This is a genomic window from Oryzihumus leptocrescens (assembly GCF_006716205.1).
GTDB classification, from domain to species: Bacteria; Actinomycetota; Actinomycetes; order Actinomycetales; family Dermatophilaceae; genus Oryzihumus; species Oryzihumus leptocrescens.
In genome coordinates, this window is the sequence record NZ_VFOQ01000002.1 from 236667 (window position 1) to 253884 (window position 17218).

16 protein-coding genes are annotated in these 17218 nt (G+C 73.0%); 4 read left to right on the forward strand and 12 right to left on the reverse strand.

The window, feature by feature from the left end; genetic code table 11:
• Positions 1-23: 23 nt before the first annotated feature.
• Positions 24-1259, reverse strand: a complete 1236-nt coding sequence (locus FB474_RS18165; RefSeq protein ID WP_141790268.1) for a hypothetical protein — start codon at positions 1257-1259, stop codon at positions 24-26.
• A 245-nt stretch (positions 1260-1504) separates the two neighbouring features.
• On the opposite strand from FB474_RS18165, the gene FB474_RS18170 reads away from it, so the two are divergent.
• From FB474_RS18170 to FB474_RS18180, 4 genes are all read left to right on the forward strand, one after another.
• Entirely contained in the window at positions 1505-2053 is a 549-nt protein-coding gene (locus tag FB474_RS18170) for a pyridoxamine 5'-phosphate oxidase family protein (RefSeq protein ID WP_281286370.1), read from the forward strand.
• A complete protein-coding gene (locus FB474_RS21370) occupies positions 2050-2181 on the forward strand; it encodes a hypothetical protein (protein WP_281286371.1) in 132 nt (43 codons plus the stop codon). The genes FB474_RS18170 and FB474_RS21370 overlap by 4 nt, the downstream gene beginning before the upstream one ends.
• Positions 2178-2834 (forward strand): nucleoside/nucleotide kinase family protein, encoded by a 657-nt coding sequence (locus tag FB474_RS18175; protein WP_141790269.1) that lies wholly within the window; start codon positions 2178-2180, stop codon positions 2832-2834. Before FB474_RS21370 ends, FB474_RS18175 begins: the two co-directional genes overlap by 4 nt.
• A 282-nt stretch (positions 2835-3116) precedes the next feature.
• On the forward strand, positions 3117-4826 hold the full coding sequence (locus FB474_RS18180; RefSeq protein WP_141790270.1) for a fibronectin type III domain-containing protein: 1710 nt from the start codon (positions 3117-3119) through the stop codon (positions 4824-4826).
• On the opposite strand, the gene FB474_RS18185 is transcribed toward FB474_RS18180, so the two are convergent.
• Genes FB474_RS18185 through FB474_RS18235 form a run of 11 tightly spaced genes read right to left on the reverse strand, consistent with a single transcriptional unit; the run spans position 4795 to position 17218 of the window.
• A complete protein-coding gene (locus FB474_RS18185) occupies positions 4795-5715 on the reverse strand; it encodes a hypothetical protein (RefSeq protein WP_141790271.1) in 921 nt (306 codons plus the stop codon). The genes FB474_RS18180 and FB474_RS18185 overlap by 32 nt on opposite strands.
• Before the next feature lie 2 nt (positions 5716-5717).
• Complete coding sequence (locus FB474_RS18190; protein ID WP_185746259.1) at positions 5718-6416, reverse strand: sugar transferase; 699 nt, start codon at positions 6414-6416, stop codon at positions 5718-5720.
• Positions 6413-7081, reverse strand: coding sequence for a PIG-L deacetylase family protein (locus FB474_RS18195; RefSeq protein ID WP_141790272.1), 669 nt, complete (start codon positions 7079-7081; stop codon positions 6413-6415). Before FB474_RS18195 ends, FB474_RS18190 begins: the two co-directional genes overlap by 4 nt.
• A complete protein-coding gene (locus FB474_RS18200; protein ID WP_141790273.1) occupies positions 7078-8154 on the reverse strand; it encodes a methionyl-tRNA formyltransferase in 1077 nt (358 codons plus the stop codon). The genes FB474_RS18195 and FB474_RS18200 overlap by 4 nt, the downstream gene beginning before the upstream one ends.
• Complete coding sequence (locus FB474_RS18205; protein ID WP_141790274.1) at positions 8151-9467, reverse strand: oligosaccharide flippase family protein; 1317 nt, start codon at positions 9465-9467, stop codon at positions 8151-8153. Before FB474_RS18205 ends, FB474_RS18200 begins: the two co-directional genes overlap by 4 nt.
• Complete coding sequence (locus tag FB474_RS18210; protein WP_141790275.1) at positions 9464-10846, reverse strand: O-antigen ligase family protein; 1383 nt, start codon at positions 10844-10846, stop codon at positions 9464-9466. Before FB474_RS18210 ends, FB474_RS18205 begins: the two co-directional genes overlap by 4 nt.
• The gene (locus tag FB474_RS18215) at positions 10843-12120 is read right to left on the reverse strand and encodes a phosphotransferase (protein ID WP_141790276.1); all 1278 of its coding nucleotides are present in this window, start codon (positions 12118-12120) and stop codon (positions 10843-10845) included. Before FB474_RS18215 ends, FB474_RS18210 begins: the two co-directional genes overlap by 4 nt.
• The gene (locus tag FB474_RS18220; protein ID WP_185746260.1) at positions 12117-13556 is read right to left on the reverse strand and encodes an RtcB family protein; all 1440 of its coding nucleotides are present in this window, start codon (positions 13554-13556) and stop codon (positions 12117-12119) included. Before FB474_RS18220 ends, FB474_RS18215 begins: the two co-directional genes overlap by 4 nt.
• A complete protein-coding gene (locus FB474_RS18225) occupies positions 13546-14739 on the reverse strand; it encodes a glycosyltransferase (protein WP_141790278.1) in 1194 nt (397 codons plus the stop codon). The genes FB474_RS18220 and FB474_RS18225 overlap by 11 nt, the downstream gene beginning before the upstream one ends.
• Positions 14736-15725, reverse strand: coding sequence for a hypothetical protein (locus FB474_RS18230; RefSeq protein ID WP_141790279.1), 990 nt, complete (start codon positions 15723-15725; stop codon positions 14736-14738). The genes FB474_RS18225 and FB474_RS18230 overlap by 4 nt, the downstream gene beginning before the upstream one ends.
• Entirely contained in the window at positions 15725-17218 is a 1494-nt protein-coding gene (locus tag FB474_RS18235; protein WP_221632671.1) for a polysaccharide biosynthesis protein, read from the reverse strand. The genes FB474_RS18230 and FB474_RS18235 overlap by 1 nt, the downstream gene beginning before the upstream one ends.

Consider the following 17218-nt stretch of genomic DNA (forward strand, 5'->3'; position numbering starts at 1 on the left):
GGTCCGTGTGCAGGTGAGGCGTCTCAGCAGCCAGTGGCCGGCTTCTGGAAGCCCGGGTACGGGTTGAGGTCGCCCATGAAGGTGTATCGGCCGCCGGTGCCGCTCTGGCTCGGCTGCGCGGTGGTGTTCGGGCTCTGCCGGGCAAACCACGGCAGGAGCACCTCATCCTCGGGGTGCCAGGACCCGTCGGCGGAGGCGTTGGTGTCGTAGGTGTTGCCCGGGAGCGTGAAGCCGATGCCGACGACCGGGTCACCGGTCTCCATGACGGACGTGCAGCCGTACTGCGGCGCGGTCGGGGTCACCCACGGGTTGACCGTGTTGTTGACGAACGGGTCATCGCCCCACTCGGCGATCTCGTGGCTGAGTGCGTGGATGTCCTTGATGTAGTCGCCACGAAACGTGCCGGGCGTGCTGTATGCCGAGAAGGCAAACGTCTGCACGCCCTGGTTGCCGTTGCCGTTGGTGCTGCCGCCGCCGTTGCCGGTCGCCTTCGACGCGCCGTGGTAGCCGATGACGCAGCAGTTGTTGACGCTGCCCTCGTAGAGCATGACGTTGTTGGTCAGGAAGATCGGCAGGTGGGTGGCGTCGGTGTGCTGCTGACCCATGAGCTGCTGGATCCGGCTGGAGAACCACGCGTAGTCGACCAGGCCATAGGTGACTCCGCGGGTGTTCTGGTACGCCGACCCCTTGCCGCTCGGGATCGTCATCGTCACCGGCGCCTGAACGGCCGGCTGACCCAGGTTCACGTGGTAACCGGTGCCGGTCTTGTTGAACTGCGACCGCATGATCGCGTCCTCGTACTGCACGCCGACGTTGCCGGGCGAGAGCTCGCCGGCGCCGCCGGTCGACTTCGTCGTGCTCGTGTAGTCCGACGCCTGGAAGATCGGGGACGCCACGGTCCGGTTGACGACGTCGGTGCCGTTGAGCGCGTAGCCGTCGTTGGCCGAGAAGACGATGTTGACCGGGATGATGTCGGTGGGCACGGTCGAGGCGCTGTTGGTGCTCGGGTCCGTGCCGACCATGTTGTAGCCGTAGGTGGTTCCGTTGGTCGGGTCCGTGAACGACCCGTTCCAGTGCGGGATCGTCTTGTCGGTGGCCAACGGCGTCGCGCCGGCGGCCTCGGTGAACTCGGCGCCGGCCGGGTCCATCACGGGCAGGGTCGCCGAGCCGGAGGCGAACGCGGCCGGGGCCGCGCCGACCAGGGCGACGGAGGTCGCCACCGCCGCGGTGAAGGCGGACAGCCTTGCGAGTCTGTTCATGAAGTTCCTCCCCTGGGCCACCGCAGGTCCCGGTGGCACGTGAGCGCCACCACTAGTGCGTGGTGGCACGTCGCGGAGCCTGCACCGTCTTGGGCGGCAGGTGAAGACTTCCACGCCGGTTCACAGGTTCAGGCAGGAGTTCTTACCTCCGCTTTACCCTCCCCTGACCATCGGCCCGGCGACTGACCGCTGAGGCTTCCCCGCTGTCGAGGTTCGGGTTGATGGGAGACACTTCCCAGGCTCGCGTGAAGCCACCGCCGACGACCAGAAACCCGGAGGTCGCGTTGCCCGTCTCGAATCCCTGGCTTGCTGGACCCACGCCGACGGCGCGGTTACCGCGAGAGCAGCTCGAGGAACGCATCCTCAACCTGCTCAGCAGCCAGAACATGTGCGTCCTCGCCACGACGAGCGACGACGGCCCCGCGGCCACGCCCGTGCGCTACTACCACCTGGGTCTGGAGGTCATGTTCACTGCCGCGCCGCGCTCACCGAAGATGCGGAACCTGCGCGCCGACAACCGGATCTCGGTCGGCATCTTCGCCCCGCTGGTCGGCCAGGCGAGCAGCCGTGGAGCGCAGATCTTTGGCACAGCGCGCACGCTGGAGCGCGACCACGCCGAGGTGGACGGCTACTGGGAGGCGTTCCGCTGGCAGTCCGACCACGTCGAGCGCTCCCGTGACCTCACCGATCCGCCGCAGGATCCGCTCACCGTCGTCACGCCGACCAGGATCGTCTACACCGAGCACTGGCTGCGCCGCGAGGGCTACGCCCCCCGACAACATTGGCACCTGTGAAGGGGAACGTCGCCGCTCTGCCCTGCGACCCTGCGGTCTGGCGCAACCTCTGCGCCGACGGGGAGGACCTGGCCCGTCACGCGCGCGCCCACATCGAGTCGCTGCTGCACGCGAGCCGCCTGCGATGACTGACGTCGACGCGCTCGCGCAGCGTGCCTGCGGCCTGGTGCAGGAGCACGGCCGCGTCATCCTGGGGATCACCGGCGCTCCCGGCGCGGGGAAGTCCACGCTGGTCGAGCAGCTGCTCGCCGCCCTGCGCCGGCAGCCGCCGCCCGGGGTGGGCGGGGACTGGCTGGCGCACGTCCCGATGGACGGCTTCCACCTCGCTGACGTCCAGCTCGACCGGCTGGGCAACCGCCAGCGCAAGGGGGCTCCGGACACCTTCGACTCAGCCGGCTACCTCGCTGCGCTGCGGCGCATCGCCGACAACGGCGGTGACACGGTCTACGTCCCGGGCTTCGAGCGCACGCTGGAACAGCCCATCGCCGCGGCGATCGCAGTCCCTCCGGAGGCCCGGCTCGTCGTGACCGAGGGCAACTACCTGTTGCTCCAGTGGGGTCACTGGCCGCAGATCCGGGCGCTGCTCGGGGAGGTCTGGTTCGTCGACATGCCCGACACGACGCGGCGGCAACGGCTGGTCGCCCGGCACGTGGCCTTCGGCAAGGAGCCGGACGCGGCGGTCGCCTGGGCGGACGGCCCCGACGAGGTCAACGCGCGTGCGGTACGCGAGACCGCGCGGTACGCCGACCTGGTCATCGGCAGCGGTGACCCTGTGTCGTGACGCGCAACGCAGGGGCACCAGGACACGCAAGCGCGGAGGTCACGGAACACTGACCCTCGCGGCGGCGCCAACCGACTCGCGGGGCGGGAAGGCGACGTAAGCGGTGACTTCGAACGCGCCCGCAGGTGCTGCGGTGTGCTACCGCAAATGGTCGGGACACCCTCGCTGATTGCAGGTGTTCCCCGCGTGCCAGCCCCGGCTATCACTGACTGGTCCAGTGGGGAGTCAGGTCAGGGGGGTGGGCAGATGCAGTTCGGTCTGGCTCGATGGAGGACGCGCGCTGTGTCAGCATTGGCAGCCGCCGCACTGGTCCTGACCTGGCTTCCGTTCGCGCCCCCGGCGCTCGCCCTGGCCTCGCCCGGCTACGTCCAGGGCAGTGCCTTCGTCACGGGCACCAGGGTGGCCTCGACCACCACCGCGTTGACCGGCCCGGTGGGCGCCGGCGACCTGCTCGTGGGGTGGTTCGCGCAGTACAACGTGGGCGGTCAGGTCCAGGTCTCCGACAACGTCAACGGCGCGTGGACCCGTGCCCCTGCCTCGACGGCGTTCCAGAACGACACGGGGGACATCGCCCTGTACTACCTGGCGAACGCCAAGGCAGCGCCTGCCGGCCTGACCGTCACGGTCACGGCCGGCGGGCCGGCGTACTTCCAGGGATCCGTGGCGGAGTACTCGGGTGTCGCCATCGCGGGCCCGCTCGACCAGGTCGTGTCCGGACGCGGCGTCGGCACGGCTGTCGACACCGGGGCCACGGCGACGGTTCCTGCCGGCGAGCTGGTCTTCTCGGCGCTGGTCACCGGCGGCAACCCCTCGTCGGTGACCCCCGGTGCCAGTGACGGCCTGACCTACACGCCTCGGGCACACACGGCCTCGGGGTCGGCCTACGAGCAGGACATCACCCCGGGTGCTGCGGGTCCCCAGAACGGGACGGCAACCCTGGGCGCCACGACCGACTGGTACGCGGTTGCCGCGACGTTCCGGCCAGCCTCGACCGGCGACACCCAGGTGCCGTCGACGCCGCCCTCGCTGCACACCACCAGCGTCGCGTCGAGCAGCGTCAGCCTGGCCTGGTCGGCATCGACCGACAACGTGGGTGTCACGGGCTACACCGTCTATCGCAACGGCACCGCGCTGGGCACCACCGCGGGCACCTCCTTCACGGACAGCACCGTGGCTGCGGGCACGACCTACACCTACACGGTCGACGCGTTCGACGCGGCGGGCAACCACTCCGCCCAGTCGCCGGAGGTGCAGGTCACCACGCCGACGTCATCACCCACCTACGTGCAGGGCGCAGCCGACTCCCCAGGCACCCGACAGACGTCGACGACGCTCACGCTCTCCCAGCCGGTCGCGGCGGGTGACCTCCTCGTCGGCTGGTTCGCCCAGTACGACTCGACCGGACAGGTGCAGGTCTCCGACCCCGTCAACGGCGCCTGGACCCGCTCGACCTCCGAGACGTTCACGAACGGGAAGGGCGACATCGCCCTGTACTACGTGCAGGGGACCCAGCCAGCGCCAGCGGGCCTGACGATCACGATCTCGGCGCCGGTGGCGACGTACCTGCCCAGTGCCGTGTCGGAGTACTCAGGCATCGCGACCAGCACCGCCCTCGACGGGGTGTCCGTGGGCAAGGGCGTGGGCACCTCTGCCGACTCCGGCTCCACCGCTGCCGTCCCCGGCGGTGAGCTGGTGTTCGCCGCACTGCTGACGGGTGGCCAGCCCCTGACGGTCACGCCGGGGACCAGCCAGGGTGTCCCCTTCGCCCTGGAAGCTCACAACGGCAGCGAGTCCGCAGACACAGCGGCAATCCTCTCCGGAGCGCCAGGGGCCCAGAACGGGCGGTTCACCCTTGCCCGCACCGGCGACTGGTATGCGGCGGTCGTCACCTTCCGCCCCGCGCCCGGACCAGGCGCGCTTGGGACGAAGCACAGGAAACCGCACCTCATCGGCGCCCGGGTCACGGAGCCGCAGGTGGCAGTGGTCCGGTGAGCTCTCGGTTGTGCCCGACGAACACCTGCTGGAGGGACGTCGGTGCCGTCTCCAGCGCGATGTCCCCCCGTTGGCTGCCCCAGCTGTAGACGAAGTCGAAGGCTGGATGAGGGACGGCGCGGTCCCACGCGGCCAGGAGCTCCCGTGCCTGCGACGGGTCGGGAAGGAGGTAGGAGCCGCCACCGTCATCCACCCACTGCCCGCCGCCGAACGCCTGGAAGACCGGGACGATCGTTGACCGGGAGATGCCGAAGGCCTCGGCCGCGGCGACGAAGCGACCCACCATCGTGCCGTCGCACCCGGACAGCTCGCTCCGGCAGGGGTAGGGGTCGAGGCCGAACAGGTCGACCCCGGTGTTGGCGGCGTTGTAGCCGCCCCGGTAGGTCGGGGTCTTCGAGGACGACAGGTTCTGCTCGACGATGAACGTGACGGCGCCGGGGGCGTGCTGGTGGATCCACGCCGACTCCTGCGCCAACTGGGACGCGGGGCAGCTCTGCGGGTCCGGCTCGTCCATCAGGTAGAAGCCGAACACCTGTGGCTGGCCGACGAACTCGCCGACGCGGGAGACGAACTCACCATCGGCGCCGCGACAGCTGCCGACGAACACCAGGGCCTCGACGCCGGCCGGGAGCTGGTCGAGCTGCTGGCGGGTCGAGACGTCGGCGATGGTGAAGCCCAGCCGCCCGGGCGGGTAGCCGCCGGAGCCAGGGACGTTGCCGTTGGCGGCGTAGTGCCGCCGCGCCGCCAGGGGGGTGGCCCGGGCCTGGTCGCCTGCTGCGTCGCAGGAGGCGAGGGCTTCGGGGGCGGCGACGAGGGCGAGGGCCGTGATCCAGCTCGTGACCTTTGAGGTCCAGCGGCCGTGACGGCCCCGCCCGGTTCGTCCGGGCACCGTCAGCTCCCGCCCAGAAGCGTCCTGGCCGCCGCCGAGAGCAGGGACATGTCCCGGCTCAGGGTGCGGTGGCAGACGTAGTCGAGGTCGCGGGCCAGCTTGGGATGCAGGTGGCGGGCGACGTAGACCAGGTCCGGGTCGTCGGCCGTGTCCAGCTCCCGAGCCTGGTCATGGGCGAACAGCAGCGCGCCCGGTCCGATGACCCCCGGGCGGACCCGCAGGAGCTGACGCTCGGCCTGGCTGTAGTGCTCCAGGAACCGGGGCACCTCGGGTCGGGGGCCGATCAACGTCATGTCGCCGCGTAGCAGGTTGACCAGCTGGGGCAGCTCGTCCAGCCGGGTGGCCCTCAGTCGCCGACCCAACGGAGTCACGCGGGGGTCCGCCGTGCCGCTGACCGACGGACCACCCCGGTCGCTGCCGACGACCATGGTGCGGAGCTTGAGGATGGAGAACGGGATCCCGTCCCGCCCGACCCGGTCCTGGCGGTAGATCGCCGGCCCGGGGCTGGTCAGGCGTATCGCGGCGGCCAGCACCACCAGGAGCGGGCCGGCGCAGACCAGCCCGACGGCGGCGGCCACGACGTCGACGGTGCGACGCAGGGCGCTGTCCCGGCGCGGCTGGGGCCCCCTGCGGCGGCCCGGACCGAGGCGGGCTGAACTGCGGTGGGTGCCACCGAGCTGCTGGGCTGCTGGCCGAGTCACCCGCTCACCTCCCGCAACACCTGGAACGCCTCGGCCGCCGACCGGCCCACCTTGCTGCCCCAGTAGGCGGCCCGCTCCCGGACCGCACGGGGGGACCGGGGGTGCGGGTAGGGGCGCAGCTCGCCCTCGTAGCACTGCAGGGCGGCCAGCTTCACCTCGATCGTCTCGCTGACGTCGACGAACAGCTCCGGGGTGAAGGCACCTCCGGCCAGGGGCCAGGCCCACTCCGTCGAGGACGGGGTCTCGTAGACGGCGAAACGTCGCAGGCGGGGGACGACGTAGGGGCGGCACGCCGTCCACGCTGCCCGCGCCACGACGGCGTGGTCGTTGTTCACGTCGCCGGGGAAGTGCGTGTAGACGACGTCGGGACGAACCTGGTCGACCATCGCCTCGACCGTGCGGGTGACCTCCAGCAGGGGCAGGGTGTCCAGCTGCTGGTCGGGCAGCCGCGCCAGGTGGATCGCGGTCAGGCCGAGCACCTTGGCAGCGCGGGCCGCGCACTCGGCCAGCACCGGCACCATCTCCGTGGGGTAGCGGCTGGTGGCACCGTCCGCCAACACCACCGCCTGGACCTCGTCCCCATCCTGGATGTGCCTGGCCAGGGTCCCGCCGGGCCCGAGGAGCTCGTCGTCGGGGTGCGCGGCGACGACCAGCACCCGGGTCACTGCGCACCCACGGGCCGGGGCCCCTCACCGCGGGCCCACTGTGCGAGCCGGCGGGGCACGGAGTCGAACCGCACCCCGACGCCCAGCCCCGAGCGCGTCGCCCACGGCATCGCCGGGTGCGGGGTCCGGCCGGGCATCGACACGTGGGTCACCAGGATGCTGCCGTCACGGACCCCCACACGGATGCCGTTCTCCTCCAGAGCCAGGACCTCGCCGGGCCGGCCGGCCGGCGTGTCGCCCTCCGGGGTCCGCGTGGCCCACACCATCAGCTGCCGGCCGTCGAGCGCCGTGAAGGCACCCGGGTAGGGGTGGGTGAGCGCCCGGACCCAGTCGTGCACCCGGCGGGCCGGCTGGTCCCAGTCGATGACGCCCATCTCCGGTGTGCGGCGGGGAAGGACGTCGCCCTCGTCCGGGCGCTGCGGGCGGCGCCGTGCGGTGCCGGCGATCAGGTCCGCCAGGTTGTCGGTCAGCATCGCGGCACCGGCCTCGCCGACCCGCTGGTAGACCGTGGCGCAGGTGTCGTCCGGGGAGATGGGGATCGCGCGCTGGTCGACGATGTCGCCGGTGTCGGCACCGGGGGCCAGCAGCATCATCGTGTTGCCGGTCAGCGTCTCGCCGCGCAGGATCGCCCAGTTCACGGGGGAGTGCCCGCGGTGTCGGGGCAGGAGCGAGGCATGGAAGCCGATGCACCCTCGCCGCGGCACGGCCAGCAGCTCCGGCTTGATCAGCTGGGTCCACCCGACGACGACCAGCAGGTCCGGTGCGCACGCGCGGACCGCGGCCACCACGGCAGGGTCGTTGGCGTCGTCCGAGCGCACGACCGGCACCCCCGCGTCGGTGGCCGGGCCAGCCAGCTCGACCGCGCCGGAGAGTCGCCCTGCGCCCTCCGGGGTGCGCGTCACCACCATGGCGAGGTGGACGCGAGGGTCGGCGAGCAGCACGTCCAGGGCGGGCCGGGCCTCGTGGACGGCGCCGACGAGGACGACGGTTCCTGTGGCGGAGCACTCCCTGGGGGCGGCCCCGGTCGGGTGCGAGTCGGGGCACGAACGGGGTGCCGGGCTGGTGTTGGTCATGTCGTTCCCTCCTCGAGCGCGACCACCCGGGCGGGGGCCACGCGGGCCGAGATGCGTAGGGACAAATAGGTGAGCAGGCCGGCCGCCGACAGGTAGGCCGCGCTCGAGGCGGTGGCGGCGCCGAGGGCGCCATGGCGGGGGATCAGGGCGACGTCCAGGGCGATGGTGACGACCACCCCGAGCGCCATGCCGGCGGAGTTCGTCCCCGGCCTTCCGATGCCGCACAGGTATGCCGTGGAGACCGCCGCGGCACCTTCGACGGCCAGCCCGACGAGCAGGACGCAGGCCGGCAGCACGGCGGCCCGGAACTCGGCCCCGAACAGCAACGGCAGGCCGATGGCTGAGGCGACAGCCAACACGGGGGCCGCCGCGACGGTCAGGCCGCAGGCGCGCGGGAGCAGGGCGCGCATCTCCGTGGCGGCCGCCGGTGGGTTGAGCCGGGCGAACCGCGGGTAGAGCACGTAGTTGGCGGCGGTGGCGGGGAGCCGCATCAGCTCGGCCGACTTGGCGGCGACGGCGTAGACACCGAGCGTGGCCGGGCCGGCCAGCGCCCCAAGCATGAGCAGGTCCAACCGGAGGTTGACCAGCCAGAGCAGGTTGCCCAGCTGGGCTCGTGAGCCGTAGCCGAGGACCGACCGGGCCAACGGCCGCGAGGGCCTCGCCCACCCGCCGAAGAAGCCGCGCCCGGCCAGGCGGCTCAAGCCGATGACCGTGGAGCAGACCCCGGCCGCGACGAGACCGACCAACACCGCTGTGAGCGAGCTGCTCCCCGCGACCAGGGCCACGGCGAAGGCGGGGAGGAAGGCGACCTCCTCCGCGACGATGACCAGGTTGGCGCCGGGCATGTCCGCCCGCCCCTGGCAGCACGCCTTGGCCCAGACCGTCCACAGCTGGGTGACCACCGTGACCCCCATGAGCAGCAGCAGGCGCGCCGGGACCTGCTCCAGGAACAGCGCGTGCAGGGCGGGGGTCAACACCGCCCACGCCGCCACGCCCACCACGGTGCCGGCCAACACCAGCAGGCTCAATGTGGGACGGACCCTCGGGTCCTCACCCCGCGCGCCGCTGAGCATGTACGCCGAGGCCACCGGCAGCCCGCAGCTGCAGATCACCCCGGTGAGCCAGGGCAGTACCCGCAGCAGGGTCCACGTGCCCAGGACCGAGGCCCCACCCACGCGGGCGACGACCAGGCTGGTCAGCGCCACGAGCGCCAGCGCCGTGGCCTGCGCGATGACGTTGGCCGTGGCGGCCCGGCGCCCCAGGTCGCCCTCGGAGACGTGCAGCGCCGCGGCCACGCGGACCGGGCGCCTCACCGCGGACCTCCGGCGGGGGATGGGGCAACCCGGCGCCTCGGACCACGCCGGGCCGCGTCGGCGAAGGAGGCGGCCGCGACGAAGGCCAGGAGCCCCCACACGAACCGGAAGTGCATGACCTCGTAGTACGTGCTGGCCGCGGCGGTCGCGAGCAGGGCTGCGACCAGGCCCACCGGCCGGGGTAGCTCCCGGGGGTCCGGCGGGCCCGGCCGGGGCCGCAGCAACCGACCCGCCCGGTAGGCGGCCGACGCGAGCAGGACCAGCAGGCCGAGGAGCCCGACGGGGCCACGCTCCACCAGGGCGGCCAGGTAGTCGTCGTGCGCCTCCTTCGCGTAGGGGTAGCCCCGGGCGCTGAGCAGCGCCTTCGTGGTGGCCGGGCCGGTCCCCAACGTGTTGCCGGTCTGGTAGAGCTGCAGCGACTCGGTGACCAGCAGGCTGCGCTGGGCGCTGCTGTCGTTGCTGCGCCCGAGCGAGTTCACCAGGATCGACTGGCCCGAGGTCCGGGCCCAGGTCTGGATGCTGCTGAGCGGCACCGCCGTCAGTGCTGCCGTGGTCACGACTCCGGTGAGCAGGACGCAGGCGATGGCGCCGACCAGGCCGTGGCGCCGGTGCATCGCGACGGCGGCGATCAGCAGGCACCCGAGGCCGAGCTCCACCAGGCCCCCGTTGGACTCGGTGAGCAGCAGCGCCCAGACCAGGACCGCGTAGGCGAGAACCCGCGGGCCGCTGCGGCGCGGAACCTTCGCGGCATACACGACGAACAGGGACAGCACCCAGTACGTCGCCGCGTAGTTCGGGTCACCGAAGGTGAACAGGGCCCGGTTGCCCTCGCGGGCGACGACCCCGGTGATGACGGTGAGGTGGGCGAGGGACCCCGCGACCAGGACGGAGGCGCAGGCAGTGGCGGCGTACGACCAGGCCGTGGCCAGCAGGCGAAGCCGCGCCGGGTCGCGAGCCACCGTGACCACGGCCGTGCCCCAGGCGAGGAGGACCACGTCCTGGGCCAGGGCCAGCAGCGCGGTCCCCGGCAGGTCGCTGACCAGGCCGGCCAGGGCGCCGCCCAGCACCATCAGGCCGAACCCGATGGCGTAGGGCGCCCGTACCGGCACCCGGGCGGCCGCCGCCCACATCGCCACGGAGAGCAGCGAGACCAGGGTCAGGGCGTCCACCGGCGAGCTGTTGCCGGGCCCCGAGGGTCGCACGGCGAACTGCGCGGCGAAGGCCACCGCCATCGAGCCGACCGCCAGCCGCTCCACCGTGCCGCGTACGGCTGCGGTCGGCGGACCGGGCATCCCGCCGCCGGAGCCGTGCCTGCCGCCCGAGGGGGAGGTGCGGTGCGGAGGGAACCCGGGAGGCAGAGTCGCCGTGGCCCCGGTCACGACTCCACCGCGCCCAGGGCCAGGAACAGCGACCACTGGTCCCGGGCGAAACCCGGCCGCGCCGCTTCCGCCGCGGTGGCGGCGACGTCAGCCAGCACGGCGTCGCGGCCCAGGGACGGGGGCAGGTCCAGTCGGGTGAGGCCCTCCTGCAGGTATGCGCGGACGAGGCTGGGGAACCAGCCCGAACCATCCGTCGCGTGCAGCACCCCCGCCCCGGGCGGCCCCGCAATGAGCCCGGGATGGCCCCGGACCGGCCGCCCGGGCCGGGTGTGCCGGTCCAGGTAGTGCGCGTAGGCGACGGCGAAGCGCACCAGGTCACCCACCGGGTTCCCGCGGGGCTCGGCGCGCTCCCAGTCGACCACGCCGCTGACCCGGCCCTCGCGCACGAGCAGGTTGCCGGGCCAGTAGTCCCCGTGCACGACCGTCCGGGCTACGGAGTAGCGGCGCAGCCGCGACCGCAGGCTGCTCAGCAGCTCCAGCACGCGGTCCTGCTCGGCCGGACGGTCGCCCAGCACCCGCGCCGCGGCCTCCACGCACCCCGGCCGAAGGTCCAGCGGCGCACTCCCGCCGACGCGCTCGGACTGCAGCTGCGCGAGCCAGGTGCCGGCCGCGCGGAAGTCGGCCCTGACGCGCGCGGGAGACCGGACGTGGCCGGGCCGGTGGTAGGAGACCAGCATCGGCACGCCCGGCTGCGCGCTCGTCGCAAGCACGGTCAGGTGCGGGTCGGCGGGCGGGGGCAGCAGATGCGGCACGGTCGAGCGGAGGGGTCCCATGCGCAGCGTGCGGAGCGAGCGCAGGCGCGCGTCCTCCTCGCGCAGCCGGGCGCCTCCGGCTCCCGTCGCGACCTTGAGGGCGATCGACGGCTGCCGTTGCCCTGCGGTGAAGAGCAGGACCACGACCCGGCCGTCACCGTCGTGGCTGTGGTCGAGGATGAGCATGCGGTGGCCGCTGTCGGCGATCCAGTCCGCGAGGCCGTCCGGCCCCGCGGTCGCGTCCGGCTGGACCACCCCGTCCACCGCGGGCAGCACGCCCCAGGTGACGGGGGCGCGCAGCGCGTGACGGGTCGCGGCCTGGACCCAGGCGGGCACCCGGGCGGTGCGGGAGCCGGGGGGCGCGGCCAGCAACGCGTGCGCCACGTACGCCATCACGCCGGGATCCTTCTCCGCGACCACAACGGGCTGCCGGGTCGAGGGCAGGGCGACGAACCTGCGCGGGTCGGGCAGCAGGGGCAGCCACAGGTTCGTGGTGGAGGCGGGCGCCTCGTCGGCGATCACGTCAGCACCGCGAACGGGCGCAGTCGTGCGACCGGCTGCACGAGCCCGTTGCCGGACAGGATCGACAGGGCCGCGTCGACCCCGCGGTCGTCGAGCTGGGGGATCTCCTCCGGTGCCGCGTCGGAGTACCTGTAGCGCAGCGTGCGACGTCCCAGGTGGTCCGCCCCGGACCGGCCGTCCCGGGCGAAGGCGCTGATGATGCTGCCGGTCCCGTGGCACGCGGTGTAGAGGCTGCGGTCCGCCTGCGGCGCGGGCACGCACAGGAAGGACGAGGTGCGGTTGGTGCCGGGGACGAGCAGGGGCTGGCCGGTGTTGGCGAACGCTGGGTGTCCCGCCATCAGCTCGGGAGTCCAGGCCCGCGCGGCGTTGTGCCGGTGGACGAAGGCCGGCGCCCCGTCGACCATCTCCTCGTAGACGGAGTTGTGCGGCGAGTCGACCACCAGGTCCAGGTGGGCGCCGAAGGCCTCGCGCGCGAACCGGCGCAGCGCCTCGAACGTCGCCAGCCGGTAGGCGAAGCCGTAGTTCATGGACAACCGCTGCGCGAGCATGACCCGCCGGCCCTCGTCGCCGTCGACCGGCAGCGACGGAAGGCCCGACCGGAAGTAGGCGCCGTAGCGCTCGGCCAGCGGGGCCCGTCCCGATCCACGGGCATGCGCCCACGGCTTGACCACCGCCATCTCGGCCCGCAGCAACCGTGAGCCGGCCTTGCGCTGGCCGTAGAGCTGCCCGATCTGGCCGGTCAACACGCCCCCACCGTTGTGGAACTGCATCGTCACCTGTCCCCGGTGGACGCCGAGCTCCTCGGCCGCCTCGGGGTGCAGGATCTCCTCGACCTCCTGCAGCTCGAGGAAGTGGGTGCTCGGCCCGATCGAGCCGAACCTCAACCGCGCCATCTGCACGCAGACCCAGGGCAGCTCCTTGCGGGCGCGCTCGGCCCCGCCATACTCTTCGACCTCCAGCCGGCCGAACTCCTCCACCCGGTCAAGGTCGGCCTGGCTCAGGCCGAACCGCTGCGCTGCGAAGTCGGCGCCCTCCACTGCCGCACGCAGCACCTCGTCCCGGGTGAGCTCGCGGTTCCACCTCGGCGGGTTGGGGAACCGTTCGCGCACCCGGCGGTAGAAGGCGCTGACCGCCGCCGCAGAAGGGCGTTCGACGTCCAGGGTCGCCAGGGCCATGCCGCAGTTCAGGGCCGCGTCGGTCAGGGTCGGGCGGATCGCCCCGCGGGTGGCCACCGCGATGCTGGATGGCATCTCCGACTTGCTCTTGTGGCAGAAGTCCGGCAGGACGACCGGTGGCGCGGCCAGGTCCGCATCGGAGGTGCCCTGGGACAGCCGTTCCAGCAGCGCCGGGTCGGCCGTGGCCTCAGGGCTGTCGAACACCGTGAGCTGGTCGCGAACGTCCCCCTCATCGGGGTGGGTGAACAGGTCAACGCGCACGGGAGACTCCTTCGTATCGCGCAGGCAGGGGGGAGCGGGTGGGCGGGCAGGTCGGGGGGAGGTAGGCAGCGGTGAGGACGCGCCCCAGGTGCGGGTGGCCATAGCCACCGGCGAGGCGCAGCCACGCGGCGGCGGCCATACCGGACGCTTCGTCGGGGTGGTCCAGGACGTGAGCGATCGCGTTGGCCATGAGCTCGGGTCGCTCGGGAGGGACCAGCAGCCCCGTGACTCCCGGCACGACCACGTCCGAGACGGCGTTGACCGCAGTGGCCACGACCGGGACCCCGCTCATCGCGGCCTCGACGATGGCCACCGGCACCCCTTCGTAGCGGCTGGGCAGGGCGAACACGTCCAGCGCAGGCAGCAGCTCCACGACGTCGCTGCGCTCCCCGGCGAGCAACACCTGGCTCCACGGACTCGTCGTCTCGACGGCACGACGCATGCGCGCCGCGCGCTCCCCGTCGCCGATCCACACCCCGACGACACCGGGCCGGTGCAGCAGCGAGAGCGCCGCCACGAAGTCTTCGGGCGCCTTCTGGTAGGAGAGCCGCCCGACGGCGCCGACGACCACCGCATCCTGCGGCAGCCCGAGCCGGGACCGCGCGTCGGACCGACGCTCGTCCCGGCTGCCGCGGGCAGGCATGCGGTCGGCTTCAACCGTGATGGTGCGGACTCGCTCGGGCGCCACGAGCCGGCGGCGCACGGCCTCCACCGCCACCGCCGTGCCCACACAGAGCCCGACGTCGGTGATGCGGCCGAGCCGGCGCTCGATGCTCACGTAGGCCGCCCGCCGCGCTGGTGACTGGAACTCGTGGAACGGGAAGCCGTGGTAGGTGTGCACGACCCGGGCGACACCAGCGCGGTGCGCCGCCACCCGACCAATGGCACCTGCCTTGGCGCTGTGCGTGTGCACGACGTCGGGGCGTTCGCGTTCCAGCATCTCGGTCAGCCGGCGCACGGCACGCAGGTCGGCCAGTGGCGCGATGTCGTGGCGCAGGCCCGGCTCGACGCGGACGTCGAAGCCGGCCGCGGCTGCCTCTTCCAGGAGCCGGCCGCCGGACCCGGCGACGAAGCCCACGTCGAAGCGGTCCCGGTCCAGCGCCATGGCCCCGCGCAGCGCCACCGCCCCGGCGCCGGCCTCGAAGCGGGTCACCACGGTGAGGACCCGCACCCGGCCGGTCATGACCCCACCTGCGCGGCGCGGGCGAGCATCTCGGCCAGGGACGGCGCGGGTGGGGGCCCCAGGGTGAGCTCCACCGCCGGGAGGGCCGCGAGGGTGCGCGCGACGCTGGTGACGTCGGGGTGCGCCGGCCCCGTGCCGGTGCCCAGGGCCAGGGTGGCCGCGAACGGCCAGTACCGCCGTAGCTCCCCGGCCATGTAGGTGCCGGCGGCGAGGACCGAAGCGGCCCGGGCCGGGTCGATGGCTGACACGGCGGGGCGCCCGCGCTCCTCCCGGCGCATGACCACCAGGCGCGTCGGGGTGAGCGAGTCGACGCGGTGCGGCAGGCTGCGCTCACTGCGTCCGTGCGGCATCCGGCGCCCTCCGGCCCCGACGACGCGCATGGGCTCCACCAGCCCGTGGACCCGGGTGCCGTCGCTGACACAGAGGTTGTCCGCGCAGGCGAGCCCGCCGTCCTCGAGGCTGCGCAGGAGCAGGGTCGAGCGGCCTACGCCACCGGGACCGGCCAGGAGGGCGACGTCATCACCGACCATCACGGCGGCGGCGTGCAGGGGGACCCGGCCGCGCGTGCCGGCCACCCACAGAGCGGGGTACTGCACCAGGGCCGCTCGTACGAGCAGGTGGAACCGGGACCGCAGGCCCCACGCGGCCAGCTGTTCCCTGGCCGGAGGGCGGAAACGCGCCTCGACGCGGACCTTGGGATGAACGTCCGCACCGAGGACGTCGACGCGCACGTCGAAGCCTGAGCCGCAGGCGTTGGTCATCACCACGCTGCGGTCCCGGTGGACCGCGCCACGTGTCAGCGGAGCCCAGCCGGCGACCGCGAACGGGGAGCGGTCACCGGTCACGACCAGGTGCACATCGGGGTCGGTGTCGCCGGCGTCCCGCCGAAGCGCGTCGCCGCAGGCCTCCGCCAGCAGCCGCGACAGCCACGGCGGTTGGCAGTCGAGCAGGACCTGCTCGCCGGCCTGCACCATGGTGGCGCGCATCAGAAGTCGTCCGGGTAGAAGGAGTCGAACAACGTCGCGACAGCACCGTCCGCCGGTGGGGACGGCGTGTACTCGGGCACCAGCGCGGAGAGCCGCTCCAGCACCCCGTCGACGTCGTTGTCCGCGGCAGCCGCGGCGAGGTCCTTCACGGCGACGTCGAACTCGCCGGGGAGCGGGTCCCCTCGGGTGGCGGAGATCCTGGGGTGCGCGGTCGACGTGGGCGACTCCGAGGCGCTGAACAGCTCCTCGTTGAGCTTCTCTCCCGGCCGGAGCCCGGTGAACCTCAGCTGCACGTCGGTGACACCGACCTGGGCGGCGTAGCTCTCGACGAGGGACACCAGGCGCACCGGCTCGCCCATGTCGAGGACGAACGTCTCCCCTGCCTCGGCCATGGCTCCGGCCTCCAGCACCAGGCCGACTGCCTCCTCGACGGTCATGAAGAACCGGTCCACCTCCGGGTCGGTGATGGTGACGGGCGCGTGGCTGGCGACCTGGTGGGCCATCACGTGCAGGAACGAGCCCCGGCTGCCGAGCACGTTGCCGAAGCGCACCGAGCCGACGCTGGTGCCGGCTCCGGCCCGGCCGCGGACCACCATCTCGGCCACGCTCTTGGTGGCCCCCAGAACCGAGGTCGGCGCCGCGGCCTTGTCGGTGGAGATGAGGATGAAGCGCTGGGCGCCGCTGCGGACAGCGGCATCCACGACGTTCGCCGTGCCCACGACGTTGGACTTCACCCCTTCGCAGGGGTGCCTCTCCAGCAGGGGCAGGTGCTTGTGTGCCGCGGCGTGGTAGACGACCTCCGGACGCAGGTCGGCGAAGAGCTGGCCGATCCTGGCCGCGTCACGGATGTCGGCCACGATGAGCTCGTCGGTGTCCAGGAGCGCCTCGTCGTGCAGCTCGAGCTGCAGGCGGTGCAGGTTCGACTCGTCGTGGTCGAGCATGAACAACGCCGAGGGACCGTAGGAGCTGATCTGACGGCACAGCTCGCTGCCGATGGAGCCCCCAGCCCCGGTGACCATCACCCGGCGGTCGCGGACGGTCGCCCGGGTGGCCGGGCGCACGACGTTGACCTCGTCCCGGCCCAGCAGCGAGGCCGGGGACACGCCGACGAGGTCGCCGCTGCGGGAGTCGCGCTGGACCGCCGCGTGGAAGGAGGGCAGGTAGCGCACACGGGCACCCGAGGCGGCGGCGGTCTGCAGCAGCCCGGCGAGCTCGATGGGTGGCAGGGACGGGATCGCCACGATCACCACCTCGACCGCGTGATCCCGGACCACCTCACTGAGCGCGTCGATCGGGCCGAGCACCCCCAGTCGGCCGAGCCGGCGCTGGTGGGGGTTGTCGTCGAGGAAGCCGATCGGGCAGAGCCCGAAGGACGTGGTGGTGGTGAGGTCGCGGGCGAGGGTGCGGCCGGCGTTGCCGGCTCCGACGATCAACGTCCTCACCCCGGTGGGGCGGACCGGTCGCCGCCCCAGCATGCGGGCGTCAACGTGCAT

Excerpts from the sequence above, each read along its gene's own strand:
- FB474_RS18165 (WP_141790268.1), bottom strand. The coding sequence starts at position 1,259 with ATGAACAGACTCGCAAGGCTGTCCGCCTTCACCGCGGCGGTGGCGACC.
- FB474_RS18175 (WP_141790269.1), top strand. The coding sequence starts at position 2,178 with ATGACTGACGTCGACGCGCTCGCGCAGCGTGCCTGCGGCCTGGTGCAG.
- FB474_RS18200 (WP_141790273.1), bottom strand. The coding sequence starts at position 8,154 with ATGACCAACACCAGCCCGGCACCCCGTTCGTGCCCCGACTCGCACCCG.
- FB474_RS18225 (WP_141790278.1), bottom strand. The coding sequence starts at position 14,739 with ATGACCGGCCGGGTGCGGGTCCTCACCGTGGTGACCCGCTTCGAGGCC.
- FB474_RS18230 (WP_141790279.1), bottom strand. The coding sequence starts at position 15,725 with ATGCGCGCCACCATGGTGCAGGCCGGCGAGCAGGTCCTGCTCGACTGC.
- FB474_RS18235 (WP_221632671.1), bottom strand. The coding sequence starts at position 17,218 with ATGCACGTTGACGCCCGCATGCTGGGGCGGCGACCGGTCCGCCCCACC.